The 23,013-nt window shown below is 70.1% G+C and carries 22 protein-coding genes; 10 read left to right on the top strand and 12 right to left on the bottom strand.

Annotated features, from left to right (window positions below; all coding sequences use genetic code 11):
- Positions 1 to 76: 76 nt before the first annotated feature.
- The 3 genes from fxlM to YWW_RS28580 are packed head-to-tail and all read right to left on the bottom strand — an operon-like array spanning position 77 to position 3,440.
- The gene (gene fxlM / locus YWW_RS0105915) at positions 77 to 1,300 is read right to left on the bottom strand and encodes a methyltransferase, FxLD system (protein WP_026929392.1); all 1,224 of its coding nucleotides are present in this window, start codon (positions 1,298 to 1,300) and stop codon (positions 77 to 79) included.
- A gap of 44 nt (positions 1,301 to 1,344) precedes the next feature.
- Complete coding sequence (locus YWW_RS0105910; protein WP_026929391.1) at positions 1,345 to 2,202, bottom strand: hypothetical protein; 858 nt, start codon at positions 2,200 to 2,202, stop codon at positions 1,345 to 1,347.
- 17 nt (positions 2,203 to 2,219) lie between these two features.
- Entirely contained in the window at positions 2,220 to 3,440 is a 1,221-nt protein-coding gene (locus YWW_RS28580) for an FAD-dependent oxidoreductase (RefSeq protein WP_035697877.1), read from the bottom strand.
- A gap of 86 nt (positions 3,441 to 3,526) precedes the next feature.
- Between YWW_RS28580 and YWW_RS28575 the strand changes: the two genes are divergently transcribed.
- Positions 3,527 to 4,186, top strand: a complete 660-nt coding sequence (locus tag YWW_RS28575) for a TetR/AcrR family transcriptional regulator (RefSeq protein WP_211228446.1) — start codon at positions 3,527 to 3,529, stop codon at positions 4,184 to 4,186.
- Here the strand turns inward: YWW_RS28575 and YWW_RS0105895 are convergent.
- Together YWW_RS0105895 and YWW_RS28570 are read right to left on the bottom strand one after the other, a co-directional pair.
- Positions 4,162 to 5,013: a hypothetical protein gene (locus YWW_RS0105895; protein WP_026929390.1), complete on the bottom strand. Its 852-nt coding sequence runs from the start codon at positions 5,011 to 5,013 to the stop codon at positions 4,162 to 4,164. The genes YWW_RS28575 and YWW_RS0105895 overlap by 25 nt on opposite strands.
- Positions 5,014 to 5,016: 3 nt before the next feature.
- Positions 5,017 to 5,520 (bottom strand): hypothetical protein, encoded by a 504-nt coding sequence (locus YWW_RS28570; RefSeq protein WP_051325426.1) that lies wholly within the window; start codon positions 5,518 to 5,520, stop codon positions 5,017 to 5,019.
- A gap of 120 nt (positions 5,521 to 5,640) precedes the next feature.
- Here YWW_RS28570 and YWW_RS0105885 point away from each other — a divergent pair, with 120 nt between their 5' ends.
- Positions 5,641 to 6,390: a VOC family protein gene (locus tag YWW_RS0105885; RefSeq protein ID WP_026929389.1), complete on the top strand. Its 750-nt coding sequence runs from the start codon at positions 5,641 to 5,643 to the stop codon at positions 6,388 to 6,390.
- A 16-nt stretch (positions 6,391 to 6,406) separates the two neighbouring features.
- On the opposite strand, the gene YWW_RS0105880 is transcribed toward YWW_RS0105885, so the two are convergent.
- A complete protein-coding gene (locus YWW_RS0105880) occupies positions 6,407 to 7,195 on the bottom strand; it encodes a hypothetical protein (protein WP_026929388.1) in 789 nt (262 codons plus the stop codon).
- A 211-nt stretch (positions 7,196 to 7,406) separates the two neighbouring features.
- Between YWW_RS0105880 and YWW_RS0105875 the strand changes: the two genes are divergently transcribed.
- Positions 7,407 to 8,096, top strand: a complete 690-nt coding sequence (locus YWW_RS0105875; protein ID WP_026929387.1) for an aspartate/glutamate racemase family protein — start codon at positions 7,407 to 7,409, stop codon at positions 8,094 to 8,096.
- Positions 8,097 to 8,162: 66 nt separating this feature from the next.
- Here YWW_RS0105875 and YWW_RS0105870 read toward each other — a convergent pair whose 3' ends face one another.
- Complete coding sequence (locus YWW_RS0105870) at positions 8,163 to 8,552, bottom strand: hypothetical protein (RefSeq protein ID WP_026929386.1); 390 nt, start codon at positions 8,550 to 8,552, stop codon at positions 8,163 to 8,165.
- The gene (locus tag YWW_RS0105865) at positions 8,549 to 8,764 is read right to left on the bottom strand and encodes a hypothetical protein (protein ID WP_026929385.1); all 216 of its coding nucleotides are present in this window, start codon (positions 8,762 to 8,764) and stop codon (positions 8,549 to 8,551) included. Before YWW_RS0105865 ends, YWW_RS0105870 begins: the two co-directional genes overlap by 4 nt.
- 449 nt (positions 8,765 to 9,213) lie before the next feature.
- Between YWW_RS0105865 and YWW_RS34845 the strand changes: the two genes are divergently transcribed.
- The 4 genes from YWW_RS34845 to YWW_RS34835 all read left to right on the top strand — a co-directional run bounded on the left by YWW_RS34845 (position 9,214) and on the right by YWW_RS34835 (position 11,389).
- Positions 9,214 to 10,023 (top strand): Scr1 family TA system antitoxin-like transcriptional regulator, encoded by an 810-nt coding sequence (locus tag YWW_RS34845; protein ID WP_081687222.1) that lies wholly within the window; start codon positions 9,214 to 9,216, stop codon positions 10,021 to 10,023.
- A complete protein-coding gene (locus tag YWW_RS34840; RefSeq protein ID WP_342673565.1) occupies positions 9,959 to 10,360 on the top strand; it encodes a DUF397 domain-containing protein in 402 nt (133 codons plus the stop codon). Before YWW_RS34845 ends, YWW_RS34840 begins: the two co-directional genes overlap by 65 nt.
- Before the next feature lie 10 nt (positions 10,361 to 10,370).
- Positions 10,371 to 10,937, top strand: a complete 567-nt coding sequence (locus YWW_RS0105850) for an ATP-binding protein (protein WP_211228445.1) — start codon at positions 10,371 to 10,373, stop codon at positions 10,935 to 10,937.
- A 92-nt stretch (positions 10,938 to 11,029) separates the two neighbouring features.
- Positions 11,030 to 11,389, top strand: a complete 360-nt coding sequence (locus YWW_RS34835; protein WP_081687220.1) for a DoxX family protein — start codon at positions 11,030 to 11,032, stop codon at positions 11,387 to 11,389.
- Between the two features lie 4,851 nt (positions 11,390 to 16,240).
- Here the strand turns inward: YWW_RS34835 and YWW_RS0105835 are convergent.
- Entirely contained in the window at positions 16,241 to 16,555 is a 315-nt protein-coding gene (locus YWW_RS0105835) for a trypco2 family protein (protein WP_026929381.1), read from the bottom strand.
- Between the two features lie 119 nt (positions 16,556 to 16,674).
- The gene (locus YWW_RS0105830) at positions 16,675 to 17,568 is read right to left on the bottom strand and encodes a class I SAM-dependent methyltransferase (protein ID WP_211228444.1); all 894 of its coding nucleotides are present in this window, start codon (positions 17,566 to 17,568) and stop codon (positions 16,675 to 16,677) included.
- A 70-nt stretch (positions 17,569 to 17,638) separates the two neighbouring features.
- Between YWW_RS0105830 and YWW_RS0105825 the strand changes: the two genes are divergently transcribed.
- On the top strand, positions 17,639 to 18,856 hold the full coding sequence (locus tag YWW_RS0105825) for an NAD(P)/FAD-dependent oxidoreductase (protein ID WP_026929379.1): 1,218 nt from the start codon (positions 17,639 to 17,641) through the stop codon (positions 18,854 to 18,856).
- 10 nt (positions 18,857 to 18,866) lie between these two features.
- Positions 18,867 to 19,802 carry a sigma-70 family RNA polymerase sigma factor gene (locus YWW_RS0105820; RefSeq protein WP_026929378.1) on the top strand — a complete coding sequence of 312 codons (936 nt, stop codon included), beginning with the start codon at positions 18,867 to 18,869 and terminating at the stop codon, positions 19,800 to 19,802.
- Positions 19,803 to 19,857: 55 nt separating this feature from the next.
- On the opposite strand, the gene YWW_RS0105815 is transcribed toward YWW_RS0105820, so the two are convergent.
- Positions 19,858 to 20,475, bottom strand: a complete 618-nt coding sequence (locus YWW_RS0105815; RefSeq protein WP_051325425.1) for a LysE family translocator — start codon at positions 20,473 to 20,475, stop codon at positions 19,858 to 19,860.
- Positions 20,476 to 20,486: 11 nt separating this feature from the next.
- Positions 20,487 to 21,713, bottom strand: coding sequence for an MFS transporter (locus tag YWW_RS28560; RefSeq protein ID WP_211228443.1), 1,227 nt, complete (start codon positions 21,711 to 21,713; stop codon positions 20,487 to 20,489).
- 351 nt (positions 21,714 to 22,064) lie between these two features.
- Here YWW_RS28560 and YWW_RS28555 point away from each other — a divergent pair, with 351 nt between their 5' ends.
- Positions 22,065 to 22,985, top strand: coding sequence for a cation diffusion facilitator family transporter (locus tag YWW_RS28555; protein WP_035702720.1), 921 nt, complete (start codon positions 22,065 to 22,067; stop codon positions 22,983 to 22,985).
- Positions 22,986 to 23,013 lie beyond the last annotated feature (28 nt).

The following is a 23,013-nucleotide window of genomic DNA, read 5'->3' as shown; positions in this document are numbered from 1 at the left end:
ACTTTCACCATACCCGATCGGCTCGACGGATGCACCATGCGGAATACGAAGGGGCCGAACAAGAAGAGGGGCACGGCTACGCGAGGCGGATCGCAAGCCTGCTGTGGCGCTTGGGGACGACGAAGCGGCCTTCGACGGTGGGGCCGACGCCGGCCCGGTACGCCTCGATCTGGAGGCGGACGTCACCGCGGCATTCCCGGTCCCAGACGGCCACCTCGGCGGCGACGCGCCCGGCGAGCGCGGCGCCGCCCGGCCCGTGCCCGCACACGCCGACTTCGATATCGCTCCCACTGGCGCCGTTGACGTCCGGGCCGCGGCGGCAGGCCACGTACGCGAAGGCGGCGCCGTCGGCCACGGCCGGGTTGCCCCAGCGGAGCATGAGCCGCGGCTTCCCGTGGTCGCCGAAGGGCGCGCTCATGCGCCCGTAGCCGCTGAACGCGCACGCCAGCCACAGCGAGAGCTGCGCGGTGTCCTCCCCCGGCGTGATGCGGACGCCGGTCCAGACGGTGGTGCCGCGCTCGTCGAGCACACCGCGGGCGCCGGCGGCCTCGACCTCCTTGTCGGCGTGGAAGGTGATGATGCGGCCCTCGGACAGCTCCACGGCCTGGCTCTCGTGGGAGCCGATGCCGCGCATCGGCATGAAGCCGCAGGCGATGACGGAGCGGCTGCGCAGGACCCCGTCGGTGTAGTCGAAGGCGACGGAGTGCTCCGAGCCGCGGATCTGGAGCGGCGCGACGAGCCGTCCGCCCTCGGCGAGCTGGTCCCACCAGGCGGGCGGGAGGTCCCAGGTGCCGACGGTGACGATGATGCGGTCGTACGGCGCGCCGTCGGCCAGGCCGGCCTCGCCGTCGCCCTGGACGACGCGGACGCGCCCGTGGCCGACGGCGTCGAGGGCCTCCCGCGCCCGCTTGACCGTGTCGGCGTCGAGGTCCACGGTGGCCACCGAGCCGTCCGGTCCGACCAGGGAGTCCAGGAGCGCGGCGTTGTATCCGGTGCCGGCGCCGATCTCGAGCACCTTGTGGCCCGGTCCGACGTCGAGCTGTTCGAGCATCTCGGCCACGATGGCCGGTTGGGAGGCGGAGCTGAGGGCGTCGCCTTCGTTGTTGCGCTTGGTGACGAAGGCGTCGTCGGCGTAGGCGGCCCTGAGCGGGGCCTCGGGGACGAAGCGGTGCCTGGGCACGGCGAGCATCGCGTCCCCGACGGCGGCGGTCCGGATGGATCCGCGCTCGCGCAACTTGTCGACCAGACCCGCCCGCCGACGGCGCGCCTCGTCACAAGTGGTATCCGTGCGATCACCCACGCCCTCAAGCGTACGTCCGCACGGGCCCCGCCGCCTCATTCAAATCAGTCCTCGGTGTGTCCGCACCGTTCGTCGAGCATGGCGTACAGGGCCTCCCGCTGCGCCTCGCCGACCGGGACGGGCCCGGGGACCGGTTCGCCGCCGTCGACGGCGATCCAGACGGTGAACGCGAACGGCTGCTTGGCGTCGCCGACGGCGTGGCCCTCGCAGCGGTGGGCGTCGAAGTGGAGCCCGACCGCCCGGCCGGGCAGCTCGGAGGCGGTGATCTCGAATAGGACCGAGCCGCGCACCTCGGTGGCCTCGACGGCGGCGTCGCCGACGGCCTCCACGGTCAGCGCGGCGTCGAGGGTGCCGTCGGCGGCGCGGACGAGTTCGCCGAGTGCGACTTCGGCGTTCTGGGCGAGGAACTCGGCGGCGCAGGCCTCCTTGAGGAGCCGGTCGAGGACGCCGTTGGGGTGGGGCAGCTCGGCGAGGACCTGGTGGGCGGTGCCGTCCTCGGTCTCGACGTCGAGGAGGACCGACGACGGCGCGGCGGTGGAGTCGACGCCGTCGGGGCACTGGGCCGCGCCGTAGTCGGTGAGGAGGTCGCGCGGGTTGACGCTGGGCGGGACGGTGGCGTCGAACGCCTGGGTGCCGAGCGGGGCGAAGGAGTCGCTGCGCAGTTCGACGCCGGTCACGCGGACCGGCGCCGGGCCGTGGTTGGTGACGGCGATGGCGACGGTGCCGGGTTCGAGGAAGGAGCGCCGGATCTCGGCGGTGGCGCTCAGCTCGGGCGGCGCGGACGGCGGCACCGGCTGCGCCGAGGCCGGTTCGCCGCCGCCGCGGGCGAGGCCGCCCGCGAGGGCGGAGGCCGCGGCGGCCAGGAGGAAGGCGGCCACGAGGCCGAGGCGGATCCAGCGCATGTCTCAGTGTCGCACTGTCATCGGGCTCGGGAAAGCCCCGCGGGCCGGTCTTCGAGGAGCTTGCGGATGGGGCGCAAGGCCGTCGTGAGCGGGATGAAGCGCGTGGCGAGGTCGCGGACGGCCGCGGCCGTGCCGCTCTCGTTGAACAGCAGCTTCGCGAGCTGCCGTGAGTTGGTCTGGGCGGCTTCGACCCTGGGGCGCTGGGTCCGTTCGTAGCCGGCCAGGGCCGCCTCGACGCCGTCGGCGTCGCAGTCGGCGAGGTGTTCGGCCAGGACCCAGGCGGACTCCATGGCCATGCCCGCGCCGATGCCGGCGGTGGGCAGGAACCCGGCGGCGGCGTCGCCGACCAGGCCGATGCGCCCGACCGACCAGTCGTCGCTGCGGCAGTCGGTCAGGGACCAGAAGTAGGTCTCGCGGCCGTCGACGGCCTCGGTGAGCACGCGGTCGATGCGCGGCCCGGCCTCGGGGATGTCGGCGCGCAGTTCGGCGACGAACGCCTCGAGTCCGGCGGCGCGGTGCTCGTTCGAGCAGCAGATGATGGTGCCGATGAGGTCCTTGACGGGGTAGGTGCCGACGAAGGAGCCCGCGCCCCAGAGCTCTTCGCCCAGGTCGGTGTCGTCGTCGGCGTCGGTCCAGACGACCCAGCCGCCCCAGCCGGTGTCGTAGGCGGTGACCTGCTCGGGCCGGAGCACGAGGCCGCGGGTGGCGGAGTGGAGCCCGTCGGCGACGATCACCGCGTCGAACTCGGCCTCGACCGCCGCCTCGCCGGTGTCGACGACGGCGGTGACGGCCCGCCCGCGCCGTTCGAGCGCGGTGACGGTGGACCGGTGGCTGACGGTGCCGCCGCGGGAGGCGAGCACGCGCATGAGCTCGCCGCGGCTGATGCCCCGGTAGTCGCCGTAGACGTCGAACAGGCCGCCGAGCGAGTACCGGTTGATGAGCGCGCCGTGGCGGCCCCTGATGCGGTAGCGGTCCATGTAGACGCTGGCGGCCACGTACTCCTCGACGACGCCGAGAGCCTTCAGCACCGGGTCCACGAGCGGCATGAGCCCGAGCATGTAGCCGCTGGGGGCGTCGGGCCCGGCCCGCTCGATCAGGACGGGGTGGAGGCCGCGGCGGCGCAGCAGTTGGGCGGTCGTCAGTCCGGCGACGCCCGCGCCGACGACGAGCACGCGGAGCCGGTCGCCGCGCGAGGCGTCGATCTGCGCCTGCACTGGAGTCTGGTCGAGCACGGTCATTCCCCTCATCTGTGGACCGGGTGGTCCACTCAAAGGTAGCACAAGATTGGACCGGGTGGTCCACAGTCGTTGTTATGCTGGTCGCCATGACACGACGCGAGACGGGGGTGCTGGCGCCGGACCGGCGGCGGGCGCTGCTGGAGGCGGCGGCGGCGGAGTTCGCCGAGGCCGGGTACGAGCGCGCCTCCCTCAACCGCATCATCCGCGGCCAGGGCATGAGCAAGAGCTCGTTCTACCACTACTTCGACTCCAAGGAGGCCCTGTTCGACGCCGTGATCGGCGACATCGGCGGCTCCCTGGTGAAGGCCCTCGATCTGCCCGAGGCGGCCGAGCTCGCCTCCGGCGACTTCTGGGGCCGCGTCGAGGAGCTGACCGACCGCCTGGCGCTGGCGGGCACGGAGCACCCGGCCTTCGCGGCGCTGGCGAAGCTGTTCTACCTGCCCGACGCCCCCGCGTCCCTCGGCGAGACCAGGGGCCGCATCGACGCCTGGATCGACCGGGCCCTGGAGGCGGGCCGGGCGGTGGGCGCCGTGGACGACGAGCTGCCGGTCTCCTTGCAGCGCCACCTGGTCGGCGCGGTGCTGTGGGCGATGGACGAATGGTCGATCGCCCACATGGACGCACTCGGCGAGGACGAGCTGCGCCAGGTGGCGGTCGCGCAGATGGAGGCGCTGAGGCGGCTCCTGGCGCCCGGAAGCGCAGGTGAGGCGACCGGCGCCTCTCAGCGGGACGGGTCGACCATGTAGCTGGAGCTGCTCTCGGTCAGTTCGATGAGCACCACGTCCTCATCGCCGAGCGGGTCGTACCAGACGTCCGCCTGCCCGCCTCGGACAGGGGCGTTCACGACGGAGGCGGTGAACCGCTCGGTCGCCTGCCGCGGCCCGTGCTTGCCCACGTAGCTGACCGTGACCGCGAACTGCGGGTCCCCCATGATCCAGGTGCCGGTGAACTCGACCCGGGTGATGGTCCCCGGCATGTTGACCCCGTGCTCCTTCATCTCCGCCGCTTTGGTGCCCGCCCAGCGCTCGCGGTCGTGGGACCGGGCGAACCGCAGCAGGCAGACCACCGCGACACCGCCGAAGACCAGCGGCAGCAGCCATGGCGCGTGGTAGGCGGCCCAGGCGGGCGCGCCCCAGTCCGAGTCGCCGTCCTGTTCGGAGACGAAGCGCCCCACCGCCGTCGGCCGCGTCCACCGGTCCGAGGCCCAGGCGACGAGCAGCCCCACGGTCACGCCGCCGAACGCGGCGGCTCTGCTCAGAAGCCCTCCCGCCTTGAACGTGGCGAACGCGGCGGTGGACCGCCGCCCCACGGCGAAGCCGAGGAACGAGGCGGCGAAGACCGCGCCGACGAACAGCATGATCCCGCCGGCCAGCCCGGCCGTCCCCTCGCCCCAGCCGCCGATGTCGTTGACGGCCATGAGCCGGAAGGTGTCGAGGAACGAGACCGAGGCGTAACCGGCCAGGGCCCACAGGGCCACCGCCACGGGGATGAGCACCACCAGCGACGCGCGGGCGCGGCGCCATTGCTCCGGGCCGCCGCGCCGCGCCGCCCCGCGGGCGGGGAACGGGTCCACGGCTCAGCCGATCCGTTCGAAGATCCCGACCTCGGCGCGGTCGCTGGGGTCGACCTTGCCCTTGAAGCGGGCGCCGACGGTGTACTGGGCCTGCATCGGGGCGGGGATCACCTGCACGCACGCGGCCTCGTAGGGCTCATCGGCGCCGGTCACCCGCACGCCGATCGTGAACTGGCGCTGCCCTCCCAGGACGACGCCGGTGGGTTCGAGCGAGGTGATCGTCAGCTCCGCGTCGGTGCCGTTCTCCCACAGCGCCCTGAGCTTCTGGCCGTATGCCTGGAGTTCCTGCTGCTGGCGCAGCTGCTCGGCCTGCGGCAGGGCCAGGAACGCGGCCGTCTCGGGGTTGCTGAGCGCTGCCGCCGCGGACGGGTCGTAGTGCCCCTGGGCGCCTTGGACGATGTTCATCTGCGCCGCCTGGCGCTGCTCCGGCGGAACGTTCTGCATCTGCTCGAACGTCTCGAAAGCCTTGTCTTGGTAAGCCTTGATCTTCTTGTCAAGCCACTTCACGAGGGTGCTCCTTCGATCCGGGGAGGGATTCGGGCCGGGCAGGGTGGCCCGGTCCAACTGTACGACAGGCGGTCACGCCGGAACGGTCCGAAGACCTCGGGCGGCCCTTAGACTCCGGGTATGGCGATTCGATGGATGACGGCGTTCTGGGACTTCCCCGCCGAGACCTTCGAGACCGGCGTCGAGTTCTGGGTCGAGGCGACCGACGCGGACCTGTCGGAGCCGCGCGGGCCGGGCGGCGAGTTCGCGACGCTGATCCCCACCGAGGGCGACGCGTGCCTGCGCGTGCAGCGCGTCCGTTCCGGCAAGGGCGGCAATCATCTCGACCTGCACGTGGACGATGTGGCCGCCGCGGCCGAGCGGGCGACCGCGCTCGGCGCGAGCGTCGTCGCCGAGGAGCAGGGGGAGGTCACGGTCCTCAGCTCCCCCGGCGGCTTCCCGTTCTGCCTGGTGGCGCACCACGGCGAATCGCGGGTGCCCTCGCCGGTCGAGTGGCCGGGAGGCCAGCGGAGCATCGCCGACCAGATCTGCATCGACATCCCCTGGGTCGGCTACGAGCGCGAACGGGACTTCTGGAAGGCGTTCACCGGGCGGCGGGGCCTGCCGAGCAGGCGGCCGGAGTTCGAACGGCTCGAACGGCCGCGGGGCATGCCGCTGGAGATCCTGCTGCAACGCCGCGAGGAGGTCGGGGTGGGCGAACCGGTCACCGCGCACATCGACCTGGCCTGCTCGGACGTCGAGGCCGAGACGGTGCGGCACAACGAGCTCGGGGCCGTCCCGGTCGAGCGCTTCGAGCACTGGCAGGTCATGCGCGACCCGGCTGGACTCGAATACTGCATCACCTCCCGGGTCCCCGAACCGGCCGCCTGAACGCGGCGAAGACCGCTCAGCCGAGGAGGGCGAGGCGGCGCCCGACCGTCTCGGCCAGGGCCGACAGGTCCCCGGTGGTGTAAGGCTCCAGGAGACGACCGACCGCGGCCAGCGCCCGGTGCAGTTCTGCGGGGCTCAGATCACGGGGGTGCGTCTCCTCGATGCCGGACGGCAGTGCGGCGTCCGCGTTCTCGACCGCCACGGCGCCGTGCACGGGGAACACCAGGCCGAGGGTGTGGGCCCAGAGCTTCCAGAGGTTGTCGCGGGCTTCATCGAGCGCCTTCAGTGCGCGCCAAGGGCGATCGCGGAGCCGGTGGCGCGCGGCGTCGCCGATCGCTATCCACGCCAGGAACGCCCATTCCCGGACGGTCGCCTCGTCGGCGTCCCAGCGGCTCCGATCCATCGCGGAGGAGAGCCGGCCCGACTTGTCGACCAGCACGGCGGCCTGCGGCGGCAGGCCGGGCCTGGCGGTCTCGTCGACGACGACGAGGGAGAGCTGGCGGCCGTCCCGGTAGGCGCAGATGAGATGGTCGACGCTGCCGTTCAAGCGCTGGTGCAGGGTGGCGGCGACGGGCGCGAAGGAGGCGACGGCCGCGGCCGCCTCGGCGATGCGCGCATCGGACTCGGCCAGTTCATGGACGCCGATACCGGCGTCGACGTCGGAGAGCTCGTCACCGGCGCCGCGTCCGAGTGAGCCCGCGAGCTCGGCCCAGTCCACCCAGTCGGTGTCCTCGGCCCATCGCTTCAGCGCCGTGACGAGCTCCCACGGGTCCGGTCCGCCCTGGTCGGTGCTGGTGGGACTCATCGCCTCGGTGCCTCCGGAATCGACGGGTTGCGGTGCGGCGGGCCGCCTGACGCCTTCGCGAATGGTAGCGGCTCGGGGATGCGGAAGCGATCGGCGCGGACGGCGATCAGCTCGTCGCCGGTCCGTTCGGCGGGCGCCCCGCACGGCCCGGCAAGCACGGCCGCCGCCGTGTCATCGAGCGCGGCGGCGGCCCGTGGTGGAGAATGGCGCGATGCGCACCATCGGTCTGATCGGCGGGATGTCCTGGGAGTCCTCGGCCGAGTACTACCGCCTTCTCAACCAGGAGGTCCGGGCCAGGCTCGGCGGCCAGCACAACGCCGAGAGCCTCATGTTCACCGTGGACTTCGCCGAGATCGAGGCCTTGCAGCGCGCGGGCGACTGGTCGGCGGCGGGCGAGCGGCTCGTCGCGGCGGCCCTCGCGCTCGAACGCGGAGGCGCCGAGCTCATCGCCTTGTGCACCAACACGATGCATCTGGTAGCCGACCGGATCGAGGAGGCCGTGGCGGTGCCCTTCGTCCACTTGGTCGACGCGACCGCCGACCGCGTCAAGGCCGCCGGGCTGGACCGGGTCGGGCTGCTCGCCACGCGGTTCACCATGGAGATGGGCTTCTACCGCGAGCGCATGGCCGCGCACGGCGTCGAGGTCGTCGTGCCGCCCGAGGCGGACCGCGAGACGGTCCACGACGTCATCTACGGCGAACTCACCGTCGGTGTCGTGCGCGAGGAGTCCCGCGCGGCGTACCGGCGGGTCATGACCGGTCTGGCCGAGCGGGGATGCGAGGGGATCATCTACGGCTGCACCGAGATCACCCTGCTCGTGAACGCCTCGGACAGCCCGGTCCCGGTGTTCGACTCGACCCGGCTGCACGCCGAGCGCCTCGCCGAACTGGCACTGGCCTGAGGCCGACCGGGCAGTTCGGCACCAGTGGGAAGGCGCCCGGCGAGACCGGAGCCGGTCAGGGTTCAGTCAGCGCTCGGGCTGCTTGACGACCTTGCGGGCCTCGGCCTCGATCCACACGCACCACTCGTCGCCGTTCCAGGCCCCGCGCCAGGTCGGGGATTCATCGGAGGTGAAAGTGCAGACCTCGCCGGGGCCGTTGCCGTCGCTGCAATCGACGCGGAAGCGGCGGCCCGTGCTCGCGGGTCTGTCGCTGGGACCGCCGGTGAGACTGCGGGCGGATCCGTCGGCCGACCTCTCGGTGAAGCCGACCGGTTCATCGGCCGGACCGCCGGTCGAACCATCGGCCGGTGCGCTGGTGGATTCGCCGGTGTGTCCGCCGTCCGCTCCGCTCGTGTCGAAGACCGTGAAGATCGCCGGACCGCGTCGGAACTCCCCCAAGTAGACGTCCTGACTCACTGCCGCTCCTTCCAGGCCGCGAACAGCGCCAGGACCGAGCCGCGCAGGGACTCTCGAATCTCGGGGGTCGGGAAGCGCCAGGACTGCTCGGTCGTGAGGCGCAGGTTCGGCGTGTCGGTGTCGGCGCCGGTGACGACGCCGAGATACTGCACTGCTTCGCCGGGCGCGACGCGCAGGCACACCAGCGACGCCCAATCGGGATCCAGGATCACCCTCACTCGTGTGGAACCGACGACGGTGACGCCTATTTCGACCTCATCGGCCTGAGGCGACGGACGGCGCCCTTGAAAACCTTGAACACTCGGGTAGCGCATTGGTCCTCCATTGCGGATTTGAATGAGCCCTATGGAGTTGTACCCGGAGGCCGCGATATGTCTTCGGGAGGCTCGCGGCCCCCGGGCTTCCCCACCGTTCGCGAGTCGCATGTCGCGATTCGCGATGCACTAAAGATAAGGCACGTTTAGGCTGCTCAAGAGCTTTGTCAACCCCCATATTCAGCTGCGGAGAGGTGATTCCCACAACGGCCGTCCCACAATCTTTTAGGCCATTCATTGTGGGTCGCCAATCGGACAGCTTTGTGGAGATACCGCTCGATCTGTATGTACCGCAACATGCGATGATCGGTTACCATCAGCATTCAGCCTGAATAGCGGGAGGCTCAATGGGATTCTCAGAACTGATCGAGTGGTACGTGACTGCGGAGCTGCTCGCGATCCGATTGGAAGCGGGCCGGTCACAAAGGTGGCTCGGCGATGCCATCAGGAAGCACGAGAACACCATCAGCTACTGGGAGCGGGGCCAGAGGCTCCCGGATGTCGGCAATGTGGCCCACATCTGCAAGAAGCTCGGGGCCGAGAAGGAGCGGGCGGAGTTCCTGGAGCACGTCACCGAACAGCTCCATCTCGGCCCGGGGCTCGTCTCAGACCTCAACAAGCGCAACATCTTCATCATCGAGGGTGGCGAGCGTACCTACGGTGTTATCACCAAGTGGGATCCTCTTCTAATTCCTGCGCTCCTCCAAACCGAGGCCTACCACATGAAGCAGCTCGCAGAACCGCGCGAGGGAGCAGCGCTCAAGATCAAGCACTGGAAGCGCAAGGAGCGACGCATCGCGGTCTTCTTCGGCCGGAACGACTTCCCTCGCGGAAAGTTCCTGGTTCCTGCCTTCGCAATCGAGAACCTCGATCGCCTCACAACAGATGAGAGGAGCGCTCAACTGCAACGGCTTTGCGAGGTAGCTCACCTGCCGAACAACGAGGTCCGAGTCGTAGCGGAACCACATGAAGCGCTGCATGCCTTTGAGATCTTTCAGCCAGATGGGCGTACCGGAGCTGGCCCTGCTTTCGTGTATGTCGAATCCATCGATCAGAGCCGTCACATCGTGGAACCCGAGAAACTTGCCTTGTATGATCAGGTTCTGGACGTCCTTTGGAAGGGCGCGATACCGATCGGAAGGTACCTCGATGGCTGAGTTCACAGGCTGGCGGAAGAGTTCCCGAAGCGCCAACGGCTCCAGCGCCGACTGCGTTGAGTGCCGCCAGTCCTGGAGGAAGAGCTCCCGGAGTGACAACGCTTCGAGCGCGAACTGCGTCGAGGCCCGCCACCTCACCGCCGGTTTCCAGGTCCGTGACTCTAAGCTCGGCCACAAGTCCCCGGTCTTCGACCTCAGCACCTCCGACTTCGCGGCCCTCCTGAAGACCGTCTCGTTAACGAGGACCGCCACCAGGCGCGCCGCAGTCGTGCACCGTAAATCGCCTGGATTCCAACATGCTCCGCCGATAGGCTCTTCCAGCGTCACCCGATCCTGAGGAGCCCGCATTGCCGAACGCCGCCACCGCGATGCCGCCGGGTGACCTGATCCTGCTGTCCGGGCCGCCGGGATCGGGAAAATCCACGGTCTCCGAGGCCTTCGTCGCGACCTTCGAGCGACCCACGGTCCTGTCGCACACCGACACCTTCTACAGCTGGATCCGCAAGGGCTACATCCCGCCCTATCTTCCCGAATCCGATCGTCAGAACAGAGTCGTCATGAGCGTCATGGCCGAAGCGGCGTGCGCCTATGCCGTGGGCGGCTACGACACCGTTCTCGAGGGCGTCTTCGGGCTGTGGGCGCTCGACTGGTTCGAATCGGCTTGCCGCGAGCGGGGTCTCGTCCTGCATTACCTCGTCCTGCGCCCTCGGCTGGAGGTGCTGCTCGCCAGGGCGACTCCGCGAGGAGGCGACGAGCTCACACAGGTCGAACCGGTCACCGACATGCACGGGATGTTCCAGGACCTCGGCGAGCTCGAAGGCCATGCGATCGATTCGAGCGACCAGAGCGTGGAGCAGACCGTCGCAGAGGTCGCCGCCGGATTGAAGTCGGGCCGGTTCATGCTCAAGCCGTGACGAGGGCGGCCCGGGGCGGGCAAGTCCCTGCGCATACCGCCGGGCACCGCTTTCCGAGGCATTTTCCGAGAATCCGATGATACGGTTCTCGTATGAGTTCTCTTCCTGACCCTGTATGGCCGGTCATCGTCCTGGCCATCGCCTCGTTCTTCGATGGCCTGCTGTGCATCCGGCCGGTCGCGTTCATCGCCAGGTGCCTCGAAGGCGTCAACTTCCCCCGCCGTTGGTGGTGGGTCTTCACGCCGATCAAGCTGGCCGCCGCTGCGGGTCTGATCATCGGGATCTGGCTGCCCTACCTCGGAGCGGTGACCTCGGCCGCCCTGGTCCTGTACTTCGTCATCGCCATCACGATGCATCTGCGGGAGCGGGACTTCGGCCGCAACCTCTTCCTCAACGCCACGGGAATGCTGATCTTCAGCACGTTCACCCTCGTGTACAGCTTCATCCTGTGAGCCGATGGCGGGGCTGGCTTCAGGCTCCCTCGCCCTCCTGCCGTTCGCGACGGAGCCGCTTGAGGAAGGCCGCGGTCTGGCGTGGGCGGCGCAGGACGATGACGTCGCAGTCGCCGGCGTAGCGGTCGAGGGCCGCCCGGACGCGCGGAGCATGGTCGCGCCGGTAGGTCGCGACGTACCGCAGGAAGGGCCGATTGAGGCGAACGAAGACGCCGTTGCCGTGCTGTCCCGGTCCGTACCGCAGACGTCGGGCGAACACCCGGCGCAGACAGCGGATCGGGCCGTAGTCGAGCCAGATCACGGTATCGGCCCATGCCAGACGCTGCGGGAGCGTGGAGAGGTAGTTGCCGTCGCAGATCAAGCGGGACCGGTCGAGCAGCCGCCGCTGACTCGCGGCGAAGTCCTCCGGCGCGGCCTCGTTCCAAGACCGGTCGTAGCGCAGCTCGTCGAGATGCGCCACAGGCAGATCCAGGATGAGCGACAGCTCCAGGGCCAGCGTCGTCTTGCCGGCACCGGAGCAGCCAAGCAGGAGGAGACGTTCCATCGATCGCGGCCCTCCCAGCGGATAACCCGGTCTTCCCGGCGACCTTGTCCTTGATCGTGGACAGCCGCCCGAGGTAATCCTCGAACATGGTCTGCTTCGACGGATCTTCTTCCGCCAGCGCCCGATAGATCTCGACCGCCTCCTCAGCCGCCGCCACGGCCTTCCCCCGCTCCACCACCGATTGCGTTGCGGAGCGAGCCCAGACCATGAGCGCCCCGGCCAGGGAACTCCGATGACGCGGACTCTGATCCAGCAGCTCACGCAACAGTTCCACCGCCTCTCTGGCCACCGGCAGCCCGAGGAGGCCGTGGGACTGCGCGTTGTGCATGTTGGCCGCCTCGGTCAGGGCGTGCGCAAGCCTCACCTTGAACTCCAGGCCCCGCTCGGTGTTCGCACGGCAGATCTTGGCCGCTCGCTCGGCCGCCGAACCGGCTTTGATCCAGTTCTCCGCCTGCTTCTCCAGCCCGCACAGGTTCATCAGCGCGTCGGCGCGGTGGCTCGCATAGGCGCGCTTCATCTCATCGTTCATCTTCCTGTGAAGCCGGATGATCGCGTTGGCCGATCTGCGGGCCTCCGCATGCTTCCCCTCTGCGGCCAAAGCCGCGGTTTGTCGCTCAAGGTACAGCGCAAGCAGAAACTCGCCACCGGGGTATGCGTCGACCATCTCCTGCAGGTGCCTGAAGCTCCAGGTGATCCGCTTCGCCAGTCGCCGTTCGCCGACCCTCTTGAAAGCCTGCGCTTCGCGGGGGTAGAGCAACTCCAGCGCGCGATGATCATCCAGATTGAGAAACGCGTGATACCGGCGAATGCGTTCGGCCTTCCGCATGATGCTCACAGCATCCGCACCGGGGTCGACGGCCCACCGGTCCAGGCTCTGCTCCTCCAGGGCTATGGCGTGACCGATCTCGTAGGCCGGGTCCAGGCCCGCCAGCGCCTCCCACTGACCGACGAGGACGTCGATCGTGAACGCTATCCGATTGTTCTCAACAGGGGTCACGGCGAGATAGTCGTCCAGAGCGGCGATCAGGCGGAATCGGCTTTGTGGGTTCGACCTGTCCAGCAGGTCCCGCCGAATCTGGGTCGCGTCCCAGAAACACCGGCTCGCTTCGCTCCACATGCCACGCCCCGCGTATCGATTGCCGTCCTTCTCAAGCGCGGCGACATGCTCTTCAGCGTGGCCGGGACGTGCTATGGCAACCCTTCGGCGAAGCTCGCTGAACTCCTGCATGAACTCGTCTGAGAAGGCCTCTGAACCCGACTCCCAGACTTGGTCCGCGATGTGGTCGAGCAACAGCCACTGCGCCACATCGAAGTCACGGAGCTTCAGGACCTTGGTGCCGACCCGAAGCGCTTCGAGGAGCCGTCCTGACCGGAGGAGCTCGTCTTTGATGCCCTCCAGCACACGAACAAGCAATTCCGGATCTACGCTGTCGCCGTCCCATGGAGTCAACTGGGACAGAGACTCGTTCCGCAGTGGCGCGATGACCTGGGCAAATCGGTTCGAATTCCAGAACTCTGAGTCGAACTCCGTGAACACATCGATGCCCCACCGGTACACCGTGCCTTCCTGCGCGACTCCCCAGGAGCGAATCACCATGGTGAAGGCCCAGAACGCTTCACTGACCTTCCCTTCCCTCAGCAGTAGGGAGAGCAGCTTGTCGAAACGAGCGTGCTCGACCGCGTAGACGCGTGCGCCGAGGAAATCTGGAAACCATCGTGCGCCTTCGAGCTTCTTGAGGACTTCGAAGGCCTCCGAGCCCTCGTCCAACTCAAGCAGTGCGTCGATGAGCCCTTCGAGCGTGCCCCGCAGGCTCGCTCCGCGCGGATCGCTGCGACGGAAGTGCTCGCTCGCCAGCTCATAGAGCGTCCGCCGCAACAGCACCAGTTCCGGATGCCCCTCGCATTGGACGAACACGGTGTCGGCGGCCATCTGCTCGACCTGCTCGTTTCCCGCCATCGAACGCAGTGCGCCCGTCAGCATCTTGGCCATGGTCGGATCGTGCCCGTCTCGCACCTGCCTGATCGCTCCCTCGATCAGGCGTGGAAGCGTCTGGCCGAGCACGGCGGCCGTCGATTCGCCGCCTTCGGCGCGGTTCTCCGCGTCACCTTCCGCGTCCGCCCCGGCGGTCACCAGGAGCTTGCCCAGGACCTTCTCGAAATGCTCTGCGGCCTTCGGGTAGTGGTCGTTCGTGAGCGCGAGGATGTGGAGCAGCCGCGCATAGTGATGGGCGGTGAGCGGCTGATGCAGAAGGCCCTCGATGAGCTCACCGAGGTCGTCGACCGTGACCAGGAGCCGCTCGGCGACCAGGTCCGGCTCGATCGGTGCGATCCTCGTCGGCCGTCCGCCTTCCGTCTGGCCGCCGGGGTACAGCCGCAGTGCGGCCTTCACGGCGTCTCTGCGGTTGACGTTGTAGAGGTCCTCCCAGAGCGGCGAGCACTTCAGGAACTCCGCCGCTTCGGTCGGCGTCGGCTCGGTGAGGGTCGTGATCGCGATCGCGTGCAGGGCCTGGTCGTTCTCTTCGAGGGGAACCGAGCTCGTCGTCAGCCCGTTCACGCTCGCCCAGCGCTGGCGCCTCTCCCTGCGAATCAGGTGGTCGAGCAGGGCGTCCCGCAGACGGTCCGGTGATGCCGAGGGCACGCCGCCGCTGCGCGCGGCGAGCAGTGCGGCGATGTGGACCAGCAGCGGGGAGTCGTAGTGGTCGTGCTCGACCACGCCGAGGTGATCGTCCATCACGCCGTCCATCGCGCCATCGACGGCGGCGTCCACCGCGTCGTCCATTGCGAGGCCGTCGATCGGGCCCACGGCGAAGCGCTCGAACGCGGCCTTGAAGTGGAGGCGTTTCAGCTCCCGGTCGAAGGGCTGCTGAGCGAGCGTCACCTTCGCGGAGTCGCCCTCGATCCTGAGGCGTCGGCTCAGGACGCCCCGGCCGTAGTCGTCCACCTGGTCGTACCAGTTGGTGGTCGAGCGCGACACGAGCAGCACGCGGACCGGGCCCATGAGCGCGGAGCCCAACTCGTCGAGCCGGGTCAGGAGGGCGGCGACCTTCGCGGCGATGGCCGGGCGCTCCACGTAGTCGAAGACGATGAGCGTCGACTGCCGAGCTTGGAAGGACTCCCAGCGGGCGGTGTCGTCCTCGCGCGCGAAGCCCGCCAGCCAGTGCCGTTCCCGGTCGTCTTGGAGGCGTCGGCAGAGCTCGGCGGCGAGGCGGGTCTTCCCGGAACCGCCGGGGCCCAGGAGGATCCGGACGGCGACGTCGGGCGCGCCTGTCCGCTTCGCTTCTCGGAGCAGCGGAGGCCCTTGGGGGCGTTGCGGTTCGTTGCACCAGTCGGCCAGTTCGTCGAGCACGTCGCCGTGGCTCGCCTCGACGAAGGGGACCTGGCCGTAGCGGGCGGTGATGAGCTTGAAGTCGGTCTCCTCGCCGAGCGGCTCGAAGGCGGGTTTGATGAGCGGGTCTTCGGAGGCGATCGTGTGCGGCCGGGGGTCGCCGAGGAGTCGCCGCAGGCGGGGTTGGCCGAGGATGAGGGGCGCGGGGACGAGGAGGAACTTGTCCCTCCAGGCGGGCAGGAGTTTGGCGGCGATGCCGAGGAGGCGGCCGTGGTCGTCGCGGATCATGGCGCCGGAGAGCCCGGCCCAGGTGGTGGCGTCGGCGGGGAGTGTCGAGGTCACCGAGAACACCATGGCGTTGCGGGTCTTGCCCTCACCGGGGAGGAAGGTGCCGTCCACCGGTGTCGAGTGGAAGCGTTCGGTGTCCTTGGACGCCCAGGGGAAGCCGATGCCGTGGGCGCCGACGGCGCCGATGAATCCGGAGTACTCGGCCCAGACGGGGTGCTGGTCGATGGGGGCCTTGAGTCCCTCGGCGTGCAGCAGTGCGACATCGAGGACGTCGGAGTCGATCGGGCCGTCGGAGGGAAGCGGCCAGATGACCTCGGCGGTGAGCTCGCGGTCGCCGGTCGCGAGGCGAGTAGAGACCGACTCGGCCGCAATGACATCGTGAGCGCAGGTGAGGACCAGGCCGTCCGCGACAAGGTAGCCGCTGAGGGTATGGAGGCGGCGGCCGTCCGCCCCCGAGACGACGGTCTTGACCTCGACGACGCGGGCCTCCAACTGCCCGAACCCAATCCCGCTCATCGTTCACTCCCCCGGCTCCATGGAGTCTCCGGAACGAACAGTCGTCCTGAGCCGTTCGCGCTCTCCCGTCGTCCTTCGCCCGCCTCCTGAGACGAAATCCCGCAGCTCCTTGAGGTGTTCCAACCGGGCCGGACGGACGCTGTATCTCACCGGCGCCGAAGGGGGTGTCCGCATACCGCTAGTCGTCGATCGGCTCGCTCGCGGACAGGTTCAAGGTGGAGGGTCCGCCGCCGTCCCCCTCGTCGAAGGTGGGCTTCAGCACCAGCTTGATGCGGTGTTGGTTGGCGCTGTTCTCGTCCTTGCCGCCGTTGAAGCTGACCACGTTGAACAGCGAGATCCCGCCGTCCTTGCGCTTCACCTCGCCGAGGTCCATGGTCAGTTCGAGCTCGACCTCCTGGACTTCGAGCTTGAGTTCCTCATCGCTGGTGAGTTTGGCGATCTTGAGCTCTCTCCTGATCTCGGCCAGGGCCGAGCTGAGGGGAATCGGTTCCATCACACGACACTAGCGACCGCGCCGACCGCGCACGTCCCCCGGAGGTGTCGCAAACTTGACAAGACCGGGACGTCCGAGGCGGTCGATTCCGTGCCGACAGGGCGGCGGCGTCGGGCCGCTCAGCTCGGCACGCGGGCCACGGTCAGCAGGTGGTTGCTGGCCCCCAGGAGGGACGGCTCGGACTCGATCACGCGCAGTCCTTCCAAGAGGTGCTCGCGCGCCTCCTCGTCGTCGATGATCGCCCTCAGCTCCGGCATGTAGCCGGGGAAGCCCTGCACGGCGTACTGGGCGGGTCCGGCCATGCCGGCGGCGGCGAACTCCTCGGCGACGTCACCGGGGTGGTGCAGGTAGGCCGTGGTGAAGATGTCGTGGTCGAAGAAGCGCAGGTCGCCTTCCCGGAGCACGCGGAGGCTCTCGGCTGCCGAGATCGAGTGGACGGTGCCCTCGGCGTTCCACAGCAGCCAGTCGGACCAGCCCGCGGTGCGGTTGATCGTCACCGCGGCCACCACGGCGCCGGGGCGGGCGACGCGGCGCGCCTCGCGCAGGGCCCGGACGCGGTGCTCCCGCTCGGTCAGGTGGTACAGCGGGCCCATGAGCAGGACCGCGTCGAAGGAGGCGTCCTCGCACGGCAGGGCGCGGGCGTCGCCGAGCTTCGCCTCGACGCCGGGCAGTTCGGCGGCCACGGCCACCTGGCTCGCCACCGGATCGACGAGGGTCACCTTGTGGCCGTCGGCGGCCAGCCATTCGGCGTGGACGCCGGTGGCGCCGCCGACGTCGAGCACGTCGAGGCCCGTTCCGGGCAGGACGCGGCGCAGCAGCTCCTGCACGCGGATGAACTCCAGGCGCCCGCCCGCGCTCGACTTCAGGCGCTCGCGCTCGCCGCCCAGCTCGTAGTACGCCTTGATCTCCCGCTCGATCTCCCATTGGCTCATGGCCTCGATCCTCGCCCACGGGCGGCGCGACCGCCAGCGGTTTTCACCGGGCCCGCCGCGCTTCCCTGTGATGGAAGCCATAACAGGGTCCTGTCATGGATTTCGGCGCTGTCCCGTTCAGAGGGCAAGCGAAACAGACAGGAGCAAGGGCATGCGACACCACATCATCGTCCTCGGCGCCGGATACGCGGGGGGCTACGCCGCCGGATACCTCGCCCGCCATCTCCACCCCGACGACTTCGAGATCACCGTCGTGAACGCCGAAGCCGACTTCGTCGAGCGGCTGCGCCTCCACGAGCTCGCCGCCGGACACGAGCTGCGTCGACACCGGCTGGAGGAGATCTTCGAGGGCACCGGCGCCAGGCTTCGAGTGGCGCGCGTCACCGCCGTCGACCCCGACCACCGGACCGTCACCGTCGTCGACGACGAGGGCGTCGACCGGCTCGAATACGACACGCTGCTCTACACGCTCGGCAGCAGCGTCGCCGACCACGGCGTCCCGGGCGTCGCCGAGCACGCCTTCCACATCGCCGGACGGCCCTCGGCGCTGCGCCTGCGCGAGCGCCTGGACGAACTGGGCGAACACGGGAAAGTCCTGTTCGTCGGCGGCAACCTGACCGCGATCGAGGGATCCACCGAGATCGCCGCCCTCCGGCCCGGCCTCCAGGTCGCCCTCGCCACCGACGGCGAACTCGGCGGCTGGCTGGGCCCCAAGGCCCGCCCGCACCTGCTGCGTGCCTTCGACCGGCTCGGGATCGAGGTCCATGAGCGGACGCCCATCGAACGCGTCACGGCCACCGGTGCCGTCGCCGCCGACGGCACCGCCTTCGACACCGACGCGGTCGTGTGGGCGGCCGGCTTCGCCGTCCACCCCATCGCCGCGGCCAGCGGCCTCGCCGTCGAGGACGACGGCCGCATCACCGTCGACGCCGAAATGCGGTCGGTCTCGCACCCGGAGGTCTACGCCGCCGGCGACAGCGTCTGCGCCATCGACAAGCACGGCCGGCCGCTGCCGATGAGCTGCGCTTCGGCGGGATTCACCTCCATGCGGGCGACGGCCGCCATCCTGAAGGACCTGACCGGGCGCAAAGGGGCGAACACGCCGCTGGCGTACCTCGGCAACTGCATCAGCCTCGGCCCGAAGGACGCGGTCTTCCAGGCGGTCGACGGCCAGGCGCGGTCGAAGGGCTGGGCGCTTCGGGGCCGCCCAGCCGCGCACTTCAAGGCGTTCGTCCTCAGGGGCACCGTGTGGAACGTCGGCCACCCGACCTACGGGCGCCCGACCCGCAGGCACCGCCTGGCGGCCGCTCCCGGCCGCTCCGCCGCGAAAACCGCGCCCGCCCGCTCCGATGAGGCGGTATCCACCTAGAGTCGCCTGTATGGACACCGCCACCGTGGAACGCTTCGAGGCCAACCGGGACCGGTTGGCCTCGCTGGCGTACCGTCTGCTCGGTTCCGCGGCCGACGCCGAGGACGTGGTGCAGGACGCGTTCCTGCGCTGGCAGGCCGCCGACGTCGGGCGCATCGAGGTGCCCGAGGCGTGGCTGACGAAGATCGTCACGAACCTCTCGCTGGACCGGCTCCGCTCGGCGCAGGCCAGGCGTGAGCGCGCGGTCGGCGACTGGCTGCCCGAGCCGCTCCTGGAGGGCGACCCGATGCTGGGACCGGCCGACACCGCCGAGCAGCGCGAATCGGTGAGCTTGGCGGTGCTGACGCTCCTGGAGCGCCTCCCGCCGGTCGAGCGGGCCGTCTACGTCCTGCGCGAGGCCTTCTCCCACAGCCACGCCGAGATCGCCGAGATCCTCGACATCACCGAGTCCGCCAGCCAGCAGCACGCCCTCAGGGCCAGGCGCCACGTCACCCGCCAGGGCGGCACTGCGGAGGTCGACCGGGCCCTGGCGCAGCGCGTCGTGGAGGCATTCGTGGAGGCTGCCGCCTCGGGCCGCACCGAACGGCTGGTGGCGCTGCTGACCGACGACGCGACCGCGGTCTCCGACGGCGCTGGGCTGGCGGAGAAGCTGGTGCGGCTCTCGGTCCCCGAGCGGATCGCCGCCGCCGTACAGGCCGCGTTCAGGCCGACCCCGACGAAGCGGCGGCTGGTCGGCGGCACTCCGGCGATCCACACCGGGATGGTCAACGGCTCCCCCGCGATGATCGCGGCACTCGACGGTCGGGTGGTGGGCATGCTGATCCTGGAGCTCCGCGGCGACAAGATCGCGGCCGTGCGCGGCATGGCCTTCCCGGCCAGGATCGGCCGCGTCAACGAGGAATGGGGGCGGCGCGAGCACGGCGAGCCCCTCCGCGAGCTCTGGTGAGCGGCACGGATCGCCGCCGCGAAGCGGCGACTGGTTCGGGTGGTGGTGGGCGGCTCTAGTTCGCGGCCACCCGCAGACCCAGGGCCACCATGATCCCGCCGGTGACGCCGTTGATCCACGCCCGCACCTTCGGGCGGGTGAGGAAGCGGCGCATCAGGCCGACGAGGTTGGCCAGCACCAGGAACCACAGGCCGTTCGCGGCCATCGCCACCGCCGCGAGCTCCCCGACGTACGTCCAGTGGGCGCCGCCGCCGATGAACTGCGGCATCAGCGCCGTGAAGAACACGGCCGCCTTCGGGTTGAGCAGGTTGCACAAGAGCCCCGAGCGGAACGCCGCCCACCGGCTCATCTGCCGCTCCAGCTCGACCTCGACGACCGGCTTGGAGCGGTCCTTGAGGGCCGCGACGATCGAGCGGACGCCGAGATAGACGAGGTAGGCGGCGCCCGCGAGCTTGACGGCGGTGAACGCGGCGGCCGAGGCGGCGAGCAGCGCCGCCAGCCCGGCGGCGGTGAGCACCACCCAGACGCTGACGCCGAGCGCGACGCCCAGGGCCGTCCACATCCCGCTCACCCGGCCGCTCAGCATGGTGTTGCGGGTGACCATGACGAAGTCGGGGCCGGGCACGATCGAGGCCACCAGGATCGCGGTCGCGAACACCAGCAGTGCGGTCATCGGCGGCTCCCTCAGTCGGCGCGGAACCCCATTCTCCCACCGGCCGGGCCGCTCGCCCAGCCCCGGCGGACTAGCAGCGCGACCGGGACGAGCAGGAGCGCGCCGATCCACAGCACGTCCGGCGCGGCCGAGGCGTCGACGACCAGGCCGCCGCCGAAGGAGCCGACCGCGATCGAGAGGTTGAACATCATCGTGTTCAGCGAGGTCGCGGCCTCGGCTTCGCCGGGGGCGGCACGCAGGTACCAGGTCTGCACGGCCGGGGAGACCATGCCGTAGCCCAGGCCCCACAGGAGCAGGACGGCCGCGGCCGCTGACACGCTGCCGACGGCGAAGGCCATGAGCGCCATGGCCAGGGCCATCGCGGCGGCGACGGCGAACAGGGTGGGCCGCAGGCGGGAGCCGATGAGCGAGCCGGAGGCGACGGTGGCGGCGAGCGCGGCGACGCCGAAGGCCATGAGCAGGCCGCCGACGGCGCCGCCCGCGACGCCGTTCGCGGCCAGGATGGGGCCGATGTAGGTGTAGGCGACGAAGTGGCCCGAGACGATGAGGAACGTCAGGGCCAGGCCGGTGCGCACGCCCGCGTTGCGGCGCACCATGCGGGCGAGCGAGGCGAAGCGGACGGCGCCGGTCGAGGGCAGCTTCGGGACCAGGAGGGCGATCGCGGCGAGCACGGCCAGGCTCAGGACGCCGAGGACGACCAGGGCGGCCCGCCAGCCGAGGTGCCCGCCGACGAAGGTGCCGGCCGGGACGCCCAGGACGGTCGCGGCGCCGATGCCGCCGTAGACGGCGGCGGTGGCCCGCGGCACGGACGCCTCGGGCACCAGCCGCAGGGCGATGCCGCCGGCGACCGACCAGAACGCGCCGATGCTGAGGCCGACCAGGACGCGGGCGGCGAGCATGAGGCCGAAGTCGTCGACGGCGGCGGCGCCGAAGTTCGCGGCGGCCACGAGCGCGGCCAGGGCGAGGAGGACGAGGCGGCGGTCGGCGCGGCCGGTCAGGACGGTGCTCACCGGGGCGGCGACGGCCGCGACCAGGCCGGGGACGGTGATCATGAGGCCGGCGGTGCCGGCGCTGACGCCGAGCTCGGCGCCGATGGGGCTCAGCAGGCCGACGGGGAGCATCTCGGCGGTCATGACGACGAAGACGCCGAGGGCGACGGCGGCCACGGACAGCCACTGCTTGAAGGTGGCGCGCTGGACGGTGGAGTGGGTGGGGCGGACGCGTTCGAGGACGGTCACGGCACGGCCTTTCGGTCTCGGTTCTCGGCACGACCCGGCTGGGTCTTCTATGCCGGAACCGGTCCACCACTCGGTCCGTGCGGCGGCGACGCGGGCGGGGTCTGCGCAGGGGCCGAGTTCGCCTCGGCCGGGACGGACGTCGCCCGTCCCCTGGCGGTGCGCAGGGCCGTCGCCCTGTCCGGACGCCGAAGCACCCGGGGCGTGGCCGCTCCTTCGAGATTAGCACCGCGGCCCGGTTCCCGGCCCGGTCGCGGCCGTCCCGCCAGGCGGCCCGGCGCGGACTCGTCGCAGGCGTGTGGCGAGGTCATGCCACACTCGTTCTCGCACCCCGACGAAAGGAATGGCGAGCACATGGCGACAGAAGGCGGCACCAAGGCGGTCATGGCGGCCCTCTTGGCGAACACGGGCATCGCGATCAGCAAATTCGTCGCCGCCGGGATCACCGGCTCGGCGTCGATGCTGGCCGAGGGCGTCCACTCGGTGGCCGACGCCTCCAACCAGGGGCTGCTGCTGCTCGGCGGCAAGCGGGCCAAGCGCGAGGCGAGCCCAGCCCACCCGTTCGGGTACGGGCGCGAGCGGTACATCTACTCCTTCATCGTCGCGATCGTGCTGTTCAGCGTCGGCGGCCTGTACGCGCTCTACGAGGGCTACCACAAGCTGTCCGATCCGCACGAACTCGAGTCGCCGATGGTCGCGATCGTCGTGCTCGTCATCGCGATCGTCCTGGAGATCTTCTCGCTGCGCACGGCCGTCCAGGAGTCGAACGCGGTGCGCGGGCGGAAGTCGTGGGTCCAGTTCGTGCGCGGCGCGAAGTCGCCCGAGCTGCCCGTGGTCCTGCTGGAGGACATCGGCGCGCTCGTCGGCCTGATCGCGGCGCTGCTCGGCGTGGGCCTGGCCGTCATCACCGGCGAGCCGATCTTCGACGCCCTCGGCACCATCGTCATCGGCGTGCTGCTCGTCGTGATCGCGGTCGTGCTGGCCATCGAGACCAAGAGCCTGCTCCTCGGCGAGTCGGCCACCTTGGAGCACATCAAGGCGATCGAGGCCGCAATCCTCGAAGGCGAGGAGATCACCGACATCATCCACCTCAAGACGCTGCACATCGGGCCCGACGAGCTGCTGGTGGCCGCGAAGATCGGCGTGCAGAACTCCGAGAGCGGCGAGCAGATCGCCGCCGAGATCAACGCCGCCGAGGACCGTATCCGCGCGGCCGTGCCGATCGCGACGAGGATCTACCTGGAGCCGGACCTGCGGCGGGAGAGCGCGGAGTAGCGGCCCACCGCCGGTTCTGGCAAGCTCG

The sequence above is a fragment of the Glycomyces tenuis DSM 44171 genome (genome assembly GCF_000427885.1).
Taxonomy (GTDB): Bacteria; Actinomycetota; Actinomycetes; order Mycobacteriales; family Micromonosporaceae; genus Glycomyces; species Glycomyces tenuis.
This window is presented reverse-complemented; position numbering and strand designations above follow the sequence as displayed.